The organism is Pontibacter harenae, from assembly GCF_020907245.1.
Classification (GTDB): Bacteria; Bacteroidota; Bacteroidia; order Cytophagales; family Hymenobacteraceae; genus Pontibacter; species Pontibacter harenae.
On the sequence record NZ_JAJJWH010000026.1, the window covers coordinates 20,027 to 33,155 of the forward strand.

Genomic DNA, 13,129 nt, shown 5'->3' on the forward strand with positions numbered 1-13,129 from the left:
GGTTAATCCTATTGAGAAAAATAAATGAGAATTTAATTAGAACCTTACATCCAGGTTAACCCCCATACTTCTGCTGTTTGGCAGCTGACCATAGGTAAAGCCCTGAGCATTGCCACCTTGAGAGTCTATTTCTGGATCGATGTGTGGGTTGTTTTTGAAGAGAATAGCCAGGTTCCTGCCTACAAATGATATTCTAGCAGACTGTGCTTTGATTTTGCTTGTCAGGAAAGCCGGTATCTCATAACCTAAGCTAACTTCCCGCAACTTCACATAAGAGGCATCGATGATAGCCGACTCATGATATGTCCGCGGATTGTTATAGCTGTAGAAAAGCTTCGCATCTGCAATAACATCGTTGGGCACATACATAGGGTCCTCATCTGATCCTATGTTTTTCACACCTTTTCCGATGACGCCTTCCTCGCGTCCTACTGCTGTTTCGGCATACTGGCCTGTCCAACGGGCGGTACCAGTTCCTTCATCAAAGATGTCTCCGCCTTTTTTGACATCAATCAAAGCACTCAAGGTAATACCTTTGAAGGAAAGCGTATTCGACATGCCACCTATCCAATCTGGCTGAATGTTACCCAATACTTGTTGCCCCGTGGCCACCTGCGGCAGGCCGTTTTTGTAAACGATTTCACCCTCGGGCGATCTTTGAAAGGCCGTACCATAGAAAGTGCCGTAAGGCTGCCCTACTCGCGCCTCAAGCGACATACCACGGGTAGCATGGAGGGTATAGGTGGTTAGGCCTTCGGCTAGTTCTACTACATGGCTTCGATTGCGTGCATAGTTGACAGAAACCTCCCACTGGAATCCGTTGCCTAGCATAACGGGTGTTCCACTCAGCATCACCTCTACCCCTTTGTTTGTTACTTCTCCTGCATTCAGGAAACGACGGTTATAACCGCTTGCCTTGGATATTTCTACCCCCAGAATCTGGTCTTCAGTGCTTTGGCTGTAGTAGGTGGCATCCAAAGCGATTCTTCCATTCAAGAAGCGTACGTCTAGCCCTAATTCCGTGCCTGTTGTAATCTCAGGCTTCAGGTTTGCATTGTTGATGTCTGTGCTCTCGCCGAACGCAGGCAAAGAACCGTTCCAGGGAGTACTGGCATTATAGAGCTGATAGAGTTGATAAGGATCCGCATCGTTACCAACCTGTGCCCAACTGCCCCTTACTTTGGCAAAAGAAAAGATGTTGCTGTGCAGGTTTAGCAGATCTGTTACGACTGCGCTCATCGAGACAGACGGATAGAAGAAGGAGTTGTTGCTTGCAGGAAGCGTACTGGACCAATCGTTGCGACCAGTCACATCCAGGAACAGAGCATCACGGAAACTAAACTGAGCTGCTCCAAAAAGGCTTTGAACATTTAGCTCTTCTATGGCACTCTGGTTACTGTTCGGAACAGCGTTATTGTTCAGCGTATACAAGCCATCAATTACCAACCGCGTTACTGCAGCATAATTGCGCTTATAGTAGTTATTGCGGTAAACGCCTCCTGCCTGTGCATTAAAAGAAAAATCAGGTGTAAAGTCCTGCTTATAGCTCAAGATTGCATCATGGTTTGTTTCTTGGTTTCGGAGCACTTCTTCGCTGTAGGCCCCAAATAAGGGATTACCGTTCGACATCCGCTCCCAGGCGTTCACATTGATACGGGTGTCGGTCCAGAAGTCGGTTCCGCTTCTTACCATGAGACTCAGCCTATCAGTAAAGTCATAGGTTAAAGAGGCATTTCCCCGTAGCCTGTCCTTGTCGTTGCCATTGGTCAGTGCATCCTGTATAAAGAAAGGGTTTGAGAAAAAAGTGTGCTGCCAGTTGGGAGGCAGGTTATCGCCTGGCCGTTGGATATGCACATCCTCGTAATCACGCCAGTCCTTTAAACGCCCCCAGGACACATGCCTGTGCGACCAGATAAACTGCTGCCCCGATTGATAAGAGCGATTGCCTGATCCAGACTCCACATATTCGCCACTTACGACTGCTTTCAGCTTCGGTGTAAGGTTGTAGGATGAGTTGATGTTAAAGTTATTGCGCTTGAAATCGTTGTTATACATAATACCTTTCTGGTCTAAGTGACCAATAGACAAGCGGAAGCTACCCTTATCATTGCCTCCAGTAAGTGCTATCGAATTGAAAAAAGTCTGGCCAGTTTCCCAATATTCCTCCCAGTTATTCGGCTGCGGTGTCAAAGGTGCCACGTCTGTTCCAGTCCACCACTGCCGCACAAGGCGACCATCCATAGGAGCACCCCAGCTTTCATCCGTACCAGCCGTACCGCTTAGGGGAGCATTGGGACCGTAGGCAGCACGATACTGCTCAACCTCTGAAGGATCTGTTATAGAACCGCTTCGACCATTGTTGTACCAGGTGCGGTAGCCGTTGCCCCCGCCGTAAATATCCTGAAAGCCTGGCTTCACCAATGGTCTTTCAAAAGTGGCACTGGAGCTTAACTCAACACCTATTCCCTTGGTGCCCGATCCGTTTTTAGTTGTCACCAGAATAACACCGTTGGCAGCCCGCGAACCGTATAGGGCAGCGGCGTTTGGTCCTTTCAATATAGACATGGAAGCGATGTTGTCTGGGTTGATTTCCGAAATGCCGCCTCCGTACCGATTATCATTGGACTGCTGAAGCGGGACACCGTCTACCACCACCAGCGGTTGGTTGTTGCGGCTAACGGAGCCCATGCCTCGGATAGTGATGTTGGAGCTGCTACCAGGCCCTCCGTTGCTGCTAACCTGCACCCCAGCCACCCGGCCCGACAGGTTATTGACCACATTGGATGTTTTTACCTCGGTTAGTTTTTCCCCGCCTAGTTCCTGCACTGTATATCCTAGGGCTTTCTTCTCCCTTTTGATACCCAAAGCAGTTACCACTACTTCTGAAAGCTGTTTTGAATCAGGCGACATTACAATATCATAGCTGGCTTGGTTGCCTATAGGCACCTCCTGTGCCATCATACCAATGAAAGAGAAGACGAGTATACCCCCCTCTTCAGGAACTGAAAGGCTGAAATTACCTTCCAAACCAGTGACAGTTCCTTTGGTGGTTCCCTTAAGCACAATACTTACCCCAGGAAGCGGTAAGTCATCTTCCTGAGAGATCACCGTTCCAGAAATCGTCCGGCTTTGAGCTACTGCATAGCTGCTATGCAGTAGCCATATAACCATTACTGCTAGTAAAGTTTTGTTCATGATTTATTAAAATTTAAAGTGAAAATAAGAAGGAAAGCAGAGGCAAAATGCCCACAGGAACGGTGGAGCCCAGCCAACAGTATTTATATTATACAATAATATATCAGTTGACTGTAGTAGTGTGTGTTTTATCAATATTAATGTATCAAAACAAGAAACGCAAGCTTGTGTTTAAAATATTTTTAAAATAAGTATGTATTTATTAATAATACCGCACTTAAACAGTTTTTGATTTAGAATGTGTTAATAAAAACAAAAAACAAGATCGCACTGTAAGTAACCACTTACTACCACACACCATTAAACCTTACCCCCCCTTAAAATATACCTGTAAATAAAAATAAAATAGACCTTGCTAATATACCCCCCTTAATTTTTATACCCTTTTTTAAGTATCTTATATAATTTTTGATTATACTTGATATAAATTCAAATAAAGACTTATCAGATACACAAAGGAAATCGACATGATACCAAACAACCAAAATCTAAATTATTTTATATTTATGAAATCTAAACAGAACTATGCAGCTCGTCTTTGTCTTTTAGTCATAGGATTCATAACCGTAGCTGCTTTCAACAGCTACGGACAGAACGGACCGGCCTCACTTACGGTGGAAGACTATAAGAAATACACCTCCTTTAAAATAGAGAGTCCGGAGGAAGACACTTACATCAAGTTTGAGAGCACTTATATACTGGACCGGGAGGCAAAGCCCTATGTATTCAACTACAGCGACGGGGTCGAAAGAAAGATCTATGTCTATAAGATGCTAAAAGGAGCGAACAGAGACGAGGTCGGCACCATGGCGATGTATGCTGCGCCAAAGAGCGGCAAAACCATCAAGGTGTGCATCCCTGGAGCGGGTGCAGACAAAAAGGTTTGGGACTATTATATAGATGAGTTAAAGCTTAACGGGGAGCAGGAAAAAGGCTTTCTATCGACACTGGCGTTTGTTCTTTCCAGAGAATACTCCCATGAGCACGCCAATGCAGGCAAAGGCAGCACAGTGGCAAAGGAAAACGATGACTATGACTTCTGCTTTCCGGGTGGAGCGCTTGTAGCCTTAGCCGACGGAACGGCCAAACCAATTGAGCAGGTGAAAGCCGGTGATAAGGTGGTAGCCTTTGATGTAAATTCCCGAGGTACTCGCCAGACTACTGTAACAGGTGTACAGGCGCACTACAAAGAAGAAGGTATCCAGATCACAAAGCTTGTGCTGCTGCCAACCGAGGAGATATTTGCGTCTGCCGATTCCTGGACACCGGCAACCCCTATAGAAATCGAATCAACCGGCAACCACCCTATCTACACAAAAGACGGCAAGAAAGAGATGCGCCAAATAGAGGCAGGAGACATTCTCTACCACTTCGACAGCTCTATGCGTGGGTTCAGGGAGTACAGAGTAGTGGCGAAAGTACTGCAAGAACAACAACTTATAAATCAGGTATATAACCTGGAGACTGAGGCTGGCAACTACCTTGTGAACGGCACAGTGGTGTTGGACAAGTAAAATAATCCTATTCTGAAAGGATACTAAACCTAAAACACAGGGCCCCCTGGGTGGAATAACATCCAGGGGGCCCTGTGTTTTAGGTTTAGTATCCTTTCAACCAAGGCCAATGAAGTCGTCAACACAAAAAAACTTACCCTCCGCTATTTATTGGTAAAAGCTACTACCCAACCCAGGACACATATGACCTAGACCAAGATAGCGCAAAGCTAAACGAATAGGACAGCCTCAATCGTAAACCCTATGTTATAAAGCTGCCACAAAGTAAGCAACTACTCAAAAACAACAATTGTATATCAGCAAAATCATACACCGCATTTCCCTGCTCATTAGGTTTTAGCAAATAGAAAGCCTTTCCGTATTATACGGAAAGGCTTTCTATTTGCTCCCAGAATGTCTTAAAACAGGTAAAAGGGAGGAAGCTACCCAAATAAACGTGTCAGGCCAAGGCTATGACAACTGCTTGAAAGCATCGGCAAAAAGCTTCATGTCGTCCATAGTCCCCATGCTCACCCGGCACCACTGCTGATCGTAGAACTCCCAGCTTCGTAGCCCCACGCCCCGTTTAAGCATCTCCTCCGTAAACTTCCTGCCATTCATCTTAAGCGGGAACATGACAAAGTTAGTGTGCGAGGGCAGGGCGGTGTAACCTTCCTTTTTAAGTATACTGTAAGTGAAATCTTTGGCCTCCTGGTTCTTCTGGACACAATACTTTGTAAACTCCTTGTCCTGCAGGCTCGCCAGGGCAGCGCTGGCCGAAGTGGCGCTCACATTACCCGCACCGTTGGTATAGTAACCAAGTTCTTTCACCATCTCAGGCTGGGCTACCACATAACCCACCCGCAAACCCGCGAAGCCGTGAACCTTGGAGAAGGTGCGTGCTATAATCACGTTGTGGCCTTTTTGCACAAGGTCTACCATAGACTGTCCCTTTGGGTCTGCTACGTAATCGATGTAAGCCTCATCAATGAAAATGGGCTTGCGCTTCGACACCGATTCGCAGAAAGAGCGGAGCTTATCCGATGGTGTGATGGTGGCTGTAGGGTTGTTAGGATTGACAATATAGACGAGGCTGATGTCATCGTTCACTTTCTTCGCCATGGCATCCAGGTCGTGGGCGAAATCCTTTGTAAGGGGTACCTTCACCCAACCGGCACCAACATTCACCGCGGAACGCACCAGGGACGCATAGGTAGGGTCGGCAGACAGAATAGAGCCCCCCTTTTTGGAATACTTAAGGGCGGCAGCCAAAAGTAGTTCACTTGAGCCTGCCCCCAAAAGGATATGGTCTTCTGATACCCCCTCCTCTTTTGCGATAGCGGCACGCAGTGCCATCACGCTGTCCCTCGGATAACGGTTACCCGAATTGATGGCCTCCATCAACGCCTTTTTGGCTTTTTCGGAGGGGCCAAAGGGATTTTCGTTAGAAGTAAGCCTTGCCTGCATCTTCGGAAGGTCCGCCAGAATCCTGTTACTGTCCGCTCTTGGAGGAACAAGCAAGGAAGAGGGCGATGCTTTAGCAAAATTAGGTAAACCGGCTGCACACAAGCCGGCTGCGATCAGAGCACTGGACCTAAGCCAATCCCTTCTGTTGATTTCTGTTGCCATGTTCGTAAAAGTTTAAGGTTCATTTAATTAATTGAGGTTTCTGTGATTGTGAGTGACAGTGGATTGGCCTGTCTAGCAAGCAGTGGGGAGTAAATGATGATTTTATAATGTATCTGGAATCAGGATACACCGTGTTTGTGATGACTTAGCCCTTTACCTGTGCCTGCTGTGTGCTCATTACCCGCTCATGCAGCTCTCGCACAGATCGCCTTGCCGACTCAAATGCCCCGGCCATCCATGCCGTCAGGTAGGTCGTGTGTTCCCCGGCAAAATAAACAGGCCCATCAGGCTGTAGAAGCGCTGGGTAAAACCGCTCTCTGCTTTCTGACGTGTAGGTGGCAAAAGCCCCCTGGCTGTACCGTATTTTATGCCAGGCAAGGGAGAAGGAAGCTTCAAACTCTTTCATGTACTGCGGGTGGATCTTACTTCCCTGTTCCAGCGCCAGCTTCTCGCGCTCAGCGTGCGGCAGGTTACCTACCTTTATGGCCTTGTCTCCAAAGTTATAGTAGCCTACCAGCGTGCCCTTTTTGGACAGGAAATCATTGGAGGGGTAGAAGATCTGGTGAATGTCCATATTTGTGCGGGAAATGCCACCAAACACATGGTCGTCTTCCTCCCAGAACCGCCGCTTAAACTGTAAGCCGATCTTTCCAGCCTCGTAATAGGAGACACTATCGATAGCGCGCAGAACAGGGGAGGAAAAATCTGACTGGATGTTGGAGAGCACAGGCAGCGGTATGGTGCAGATACAGTAATCGCCTTTGATTTCTTTTACCTTGCCAGCACTGTCTGAATACACAATACGCGCCCCTTCAGGTGTCTTTCTTATTTCGCGCACTTCGGCTTTATACTCAATATCCTTTCCCACCTTGCGCTCTAAGGCCTTGGATATCATATCCATTCCGCCTACAGGCTGCAGCATCGTCATTTGCTGCTCGTATATGTAGTCGCCGATGTTATAGAAGGAATGGCCGATCAAACCAGACCGCATGATTTCCGACAGCTCGTAGGGATCTGCCAGTTTACCAGGAGTGTCGCCTGCACCAGGCGGAGTAATGTAACCGCGCCGGGGTGTTCCCTTGTAAAGCTTGTCTGGGTTCAGCTCCCCCTCTGAGCGCAGGTACTCAATCAATATCTCTTTGTCTTCAACCGTCATGGGTTTATCCAGTGCATCCTGGTCTACCGCCTTCGCAAGCAACTCACTGGTGTAGCCCCGCATGTCGTTGTGTATCTCCCGTATCCGGATGCGCTTGTTGGCCAGAGAACCCTGTCCCTCGTTGTAGATGAAGGCTGATTCGTTTATGTTGTTGTAGGTCTCCAGTTGCACACCTAATTCCCGGCAATAATGCATAGAGAGTTCATGGTGATGCGGTATGCGGGCGGCACCAGCGTTAAAGTACATCCCCTCATCAAAGTTTGCCCGCTGCTCCACACCTTCCAGCTCGGTTTCTCTGGTATTTTTTCTAACCGTCCAGATACGCCCACCAGAACGTTCCCTGGCCTCCAGTATCGTGCATTTATAGCCTAGCTTTTTCAATTCATAGGCAGCTGTCATGCCAGCCAGACCTGCTCCCAGAATGATAACATGCTTTCCAGTGCCTTTGCCCTCCAAGTTAAACGCTTCTGCGGGTGCAGCTTTCAAAAGGCCTAGAGCCATCATGGCTGGATAGCTTGAACCGGCTACCAAAGAAGCTTTAGATATAAAGTCACGACGTGATATACCTGCCATAAACTAGTGTGTTTTTAGTTCGCTGAGAATACAACAAATGGAAAGTGATTGACAACTTACCATTTTTACCGTTTGTTATTTGAAATTTATGCAAAATAATCTATAAACAAAATAAAAATTTGCAATTATTAAACCAAGCAGGTCCAAATGATCTAAAATGAGTCTATACGCTTCTGTAGAAAATGCCACTGTTGCTGTTTGCCGGTATAAAATGCACCGCCTAGGCGGTAGAAGAAAATGGGATAGAGTAATACAACCACGCAGTTTTTTATGAAACTGCTTGCTCATGGACTAAGGTGCCACAAGAGTGGAGGCGTCAATTTCTTTAAGTTCATTTATACTGAGGTTTAGTCGACGGGGCTTGATGCCTCTGCCTGCCAAGCACCTCAAAAAAACGGCTTGTCAAAGAATATAGGAGGCTTGCCCTCTTATGCTTATAAATCCAGCGCTGGCACAACATAGAAAGTAAAGAAACTTCGCAAGCCTCATGGCAGGCTGGGGGCATAACAAGTGTAACGTGAAATAGAGCTTTAATTATCCTGTTTGAAAGTTAAACTCATACCTTTTACCGCAGGATTGGATTGGTATAGCAACAAAGTAATGGTGGCAGAATAACAGTTAAAAAATGTTTACTTTTAGTTAATCCTATAAACAAACATCTCCTAAGACTATAAACAGAGATTCAAAAGCTAAGACAATTGTTAAAAACCTCAGCAAGTTCAGATTTGGGCACCTATTATCGAAACAATCCATTGATAATCAGTAGCTTGTTTCGCTAATAGGTGACACAACTTCATAGTGATTGATTGCCATCTGGTACTTCAATCCAAGTGTAAATCTTATAAGAAAACGGTCCCGTCTTGGAAAAAGTTGACAGTTTTTAAAACAAACTATCCCCTATGGAAGCCCACCGCCAACATAATTTACACTGAAAAATATAATACAGAAAAGCAGCCTAAACAGAAATGTTTAAGTATACGAAGCGTTACACTTTAAGAACTAATTAAACACCTCAGCCAATATCACTTCTGAAAGACGCTGAAAAACAAAAGCAGATGAGGTTATTCAGAGAGAAAACAAAGGCAAAGGTAATAGCGGGTTTTGGCCTGGCTTTATCGGTAGTGGCAGTAGCAGCCTTCCTTTTTTACACCAGCTTTACACAGTTACTAAGTTCCGTGGAGGTGCTGTCCCAACCGAACAATAAGCTGGCGAAGCTACAACACATCTTAGCAGATATTGCCACTGCCGAAAGCTCCATCAGAGCCTACACCCTTACCTCCGAAGAGGAGTACTTCAACAATTACCTGGCCTCGCTTGATGCCATCGACATCCAAATTGATACGGTGCGCTGCATGGTAGGCAACAGTTCTGCCGATGTAGGCCACATCGACTCTATTTACAGCCTGCTTCAAACCAAGAAGTATAGTATAGAGCGTTACCTGGAACTGAAAAAGCAGCGGAGCAACCTTGATTACTCTGATAAAGCACTGCGCCAGATTGCTTCATCTGCCAAAAAGCAGCCAACCACCACCATCATAAAACAACAAACCACTACCACTATATCGGGAATAGAACCGCCTGCTATGGTTGAGAAGGAGCCTGAAGAGAAGCCGCAGAACAGGCGCGGACTCTTTAGCAGAATATTCTCCAAGCGCAGCGAAGCGGAGGAAAAGCAAGAGAAGCCCGCTCCTGTTGCAGCAGTGCCTGTTAGTGTAAAGCAGGAGACTTCAACTGACACAAGTGCCATTATAGCCGCCCCACAGCCTGTGGCGGAGGTGGCGGATGTAAAGCTTATACTTCGGAACATAAACAACGAAGCAGAGCGCCACGACGAAATACTGATGGAGAAAGAACTGGCACTCTTAAAGCAGGACCAGCGCATTATGGACCAGATACGGGCTATGATATACGGACTGGAGCAAAGCGAAAAAGAGCAGGCTGAACTTAATTCGGCGCAGGCGAGGCAGGTAGTAAACGAAACCTCTAAAGTGCTATTAGTAGTAGGTATGCTGGGGCTGATAGGCATTGTGTCTTTTATCCTGCTTATTCTGCGCGACATAACCAGGAGCAACGCCTACAAGGCCCAACTCGTGAAAGCCAGGAAAGAGGCCGTACGGCTGGCGCGCGCCAAAGAAGCCTTTGTAGCTAACATGAGTCACGAAATTCGCACACCGCTTAACGTGGTCCTCGGCTTTTCGGAGCAATTACAGCATACGCCGTTGGAGGCTACGCAGCAGGAACACCTGCAAGCCATTAACAGCGCAGGCAAGCATCTGCTACACATTGTAAACGATGTGCTCGACCTTTCTAAAATAGAGGCAGGAAAATTACAAATCAATTCAGAGCCATTCAGTCTGCCGAGCCTGATAACAGAACTGGAGCAGGCTTTTGCGCTCAAAGCTCAGTCGAAAGGTATACGCTTTAAATGTGAGGTAGATGCACGCCTCACCAAACCACTCCTCGGCGACCCAATGCGCCTGAAACAGGTACTGTTCAACCTAGTGGACAACGCCATCAAATTCACTAACGAAGGACAGGTAACTTTTACGTGCAAGCTAAAGACGCAACGGCGCAAACAGCGGGTAGTAGCGCTGGAGGTAACGGATACAGGCATCGGTATTCCTATGGAGCAGGCAGAGCATATATTTGGGGAGTTTAACCAGGCCGACGATACCATTATCAGGAAGTACGGTGGCACGGGTCTGGGCCTCGCTATTAGTAAGCAGCTTGTTGAAATGCAGCATGGCAAGCTTACCTTAAGCAGTACCCCAGGCCAGGGCACTACATTTAGTATAGTATTGCCGCTTAAAGAAGCGCAGCAGAAAGAAATACCAGAAGAAGTGTCTGCTACGGTTCTCTCAGCCACTACAGCAGCCCTAAAACACAAGCGTGTGCTGGTGATAGAGGACGATGCCTACAGCCGCTCTCTCTGCGAAATTGTTTTGAAACGTTGGGGCGCAGAAGTATACTTAGCCAGCTCGGGCCCTGAAGCACTTGCCATAGAAGAAAGTATTAGCGTTGATGCTGTACTTACCGATGTGCAACTACCAGGTATGAGTGGCAAGGCAGTGGCCAGAGCTATACGTAAAAGAAATGCAACAGTACCTATCCTGGCGCTTACGGCCAATATTTTGAGCAACGACAGCCGCTTTTTTGCCAATACGGGCATATCTGGTTTCCTGTTAAAGCCCTTCTCGGAGCAGGAGCTGTACCAAAAGCTGGTTAGCGCTTTAGGTATGAACACAACAATAGCCGAAGAAACAACACCAACTATAGCCACAGAAACTACCGCAGAAGAGCCGCGGTACAGTTTAGAGGAAATCAGGAGCTTTTCGGGTGCCAGCAACGAGGCATTGGCAGCTATATTAGAGGTATTAGTTCAGAATAACCGCCAGAACCTGGAGCTTTTAAGCGCAGCCGCCGAGGCTGAAGATTGGCAACAGGTAGGTGCGCTTGCCCATAAAATGCAGACAGCTTTCAAGCACCTGCAAGCCTCCACTATAACTCCTGCTCTAAGCAGGCTGGAGCAACTGCTGCACCAGCCACAGCCTGAAACCGCAACACTGCAAGCCATAGTTACACAACTACAGCAGCATGCTATACCTGTGCTACGTGCCTTAGAGGCAGAAGCAACAGCTTTACAGACCGAAGAACCACTGGAAGTATAAACCTTCGCTAGGCATCTATGTTATAGAGCTTTATCTTGTTGTATAAGGTTTTGCGGTCAATGTTCAGTAGGCGTGCTGCTTTAGACTTATTATACCTCACCCGCTCCAACATGGTCAGTATAAGTTCTTTCTCGCTCTGCTCGGTGGCGCTGCGCAAATCTGTGGTAACAGGCAGAGCTAGTACAGCCGAAGGCTCAGCGATATTGACAGCAGCACTAGCAGCCACACTTAATGGTGCAGATGCGGCAGATGCAATCTCAGGAGGAAGCTCATCCAAAGTTACTTTATTACCCTTTGCCATTAGCACTGCCCGTTTCACCACGTTCTTCAGTTCACGCAGGTTGCCAGGCCAGCTATAGTTCTCCAGGGCTATCGCTACGGTGGTATCGAAGCCTGTTACATGCCGCTCCAATTCGTGGTTTGCCTGGTGCATAAAATGCTCTGCAAACAAAGGTATATCGGTGGTGCGGTTGCGGAGCGGCAAAATGTTTATCTTGAATTCGTTCAGGCGATGGTACAGATCTTCCCTAAACTCGCCTCGGCTTACAGCCTGCACCAAGTCTTCGTTGGTAGCAGCCAACAGGCGCACATCAACTTCTAAATCGGTGGTGCTGCCGATCTTTTTCACTTTGCGCTCCTGTATAGCTCGAAGCAACTGCACCTGTACTTCATAGGGCAGGTTTCCAATCTCATCTAAAAAAAGAGTACCTCCGTTAGCTGCCTCAAACTGGCCTTCCTTGTTAGCCATAGCTCCTGTAAAAGCACCTTTCATGTAGCCGAAAAGCTCGCTAGCCGCCAGCTCTTTCGAAAGTGCACCACAGTCTATGGCTACAAAAGGCTTATCCTTGCGTTTGCTGTTTAGGTGTATCTTACGGGCAACATATTCCTTGCCTGTGCCACTCTCCCCTTCTATTATCACCGACATGTTGGTGGGAGCAATCAGGGCAATGTACTCATCTATTTTTGCAGATTGCTCACTGCTCCCCTGTACAAAAGTGAATCCTCTTGTAGGCTTTTCCGCAGCATTTTCAGGAGCTTCAGCGTCTTTACCAGAAAGGGCTCGCTTTATCGTCAGGAGCGTTTCGTCTGGGTTGATGGGTTTGGTGAGATATTCGAAAGCGCCCATCTTAATGGCCCTCACCGCTGTGCGGATATCGGCATAGTGCGTCATCAGGATAACGGGCACGTTGGCAGAAAGCACCCTTACTTGGCTGAGCAGCTCCAGCCCATCTTTATCAGGTAGGCGAAAATCGGTCAGCACCAGGTCAAAGGTTTCTTTTTTCAGCAGCTCAATACCCTCGTTGGCAGTATAGGCAGTCTGTACTGAAAACTGTTGCCGCTGCAGAAAGGTGCTCAGCATCAGGCAGAAAGTAGGGTCGTCGTCTATTAAAAGTATCCGTGGCATAATTCAGAAG

General features: G+C 47.2%; 6 protein-coding genes. 2 read left to right on the forward strand and 4 right to left on the reverse strand.

Annotation, left to right across the window (positions count from 1 at the left end):
* Positions 1-36: 36 nt before the first annotated feature.
* A complete protein-coding gene (locus LN893_RS13450; protein WP_229970873.1) occupies positions 37-3,195 on the reverse strand; it encodes a SusC/RagA family TonB-linked outer membrane protein in 3,159 nt (1,052 codons plus the stop codon).
* 506 nt (positions 3,196-3,701) lie between these two features.
* On the opposite strand from LN893_RS13450, the gene LN893_RS13455 reads away from it, so the two are divergent.
* A complete protein-coding gene (locus LN893_RS13455; RefSeq protein ID WP_229970875.1) occupies positions 3,702-4,709 on the forward strand; it encodes a Hint domain-containing protein in 1,008 nt (335 codons plus the stop codon).
* 450 nt (positions 4,710-5,159) lie between these two features.
* On the opposite strand, the gene LN893_RS13460 is transcribed toward LN893_RS13455, so the two are convergent.
* Entirely contained in the window at positions 5,160-6,317 is a 1,158-nt protein-coding gene (locus LN893_RS13460) for a pyridoxal phosphate-dependent aminotransferase (protein ID WP_229970877.1), read from the reverse strand.
* 145 nt (positions 6,318-6,462) lie between these two features.
* On the reverse strand, positions 6,463-8,046 hold the full coding sequence (locus tag LN893_RS13465) for a flavin monoamine oxidase family protein (RefSeq protein WP_229970879.1): 1,584 nt from the start codon (positions 8,044-8,046) through the stop codon (positions 6,463-6,465).
* A 1,055-nt stretch (positions 8,047-9,101) separates the two neighbouring features.
* On the opposite strand from LN893_RS13465, the gene LN893_RS13470 reads away from it, so the two are divergent.
* Positions 9,102-11,714: an ATP-binding protein gene (locus LN893_RS13470; RefSeq protein ID WP_229970881.1), complete on the forward strand. Its 2,613-nt coding sequence runs from the start codon at positions 9,102-9,104 to the stop codon at positions 11,712-11,714.
* A gap of 7 nt (positions 11,715-11,721) precedes the next feature.
* On the opposite strand, the gene LN893_RS13475 is transcribed toward LN893_RS13470, so the two are convergent.
* The gene (locus LN893_RS13475; RefSeq protein WP_229970882.1) at positions 11,722-13,119 is read right to left on the reverse strand and encodes a sigma-54-dependent transcriptional regulator; all 1,398 of its coding nucleotides are present in this window, start codon (positions 13,117-13,119) and stop codon (positions 11,722-11,724) included.
* Positions 13,120-13,129 lie beyond the last annotated feature (10 nt).

What these genes read in the sequence shown, in the direction of transcription:
- LN893_RS13450 (WP_229970873.1), bottom strand. Translation starts at nt 3,195, where the DNA reads ATGAACAAAACTTTACTAGCAGTAATGGTTATATGGCTACTGCATAGC.
- LN893_RS13455 (WP_229970875.1), top strand. Translation starts at nt 3,702, where the DNA reads ATGAAATCTAAACAGAACTATGCAGCTCGTCTTTGTCTTTTAGTCATA.
- LN893_RS13460 (WP_229970877.1), bottom strand. Translation starts at nt 6,317, where the DNA reads ATGGCAACAGAAATCAACAGAAGGGATTGGCTTAGGTCCAGTGCTCTG.
- LN893_RS13465 (WP_229970879.1), bottom strand. Translation starts at nt 8,046, where the DNA reads ATGGCAGGTATATCACGTCGTGACTTTATATCTAAAGCTTCTTTGGTA.
- LN893_RS13470 (WP_229970881.1), top strand. Translation starts at nt 9,102, where the DNA reads ATGAGGTTATTCAGAGAGAAAACAAAGGCAAAGGTAATAGCGGGTTTT.
- LN893_RS13475 (WP_229970882.1), bottom strand. Translation starts at nt 13,119, where the DNA reads ATGCCACGGATACTTTTAATAGACGACGACCCTACTTTCTGCCTGATG.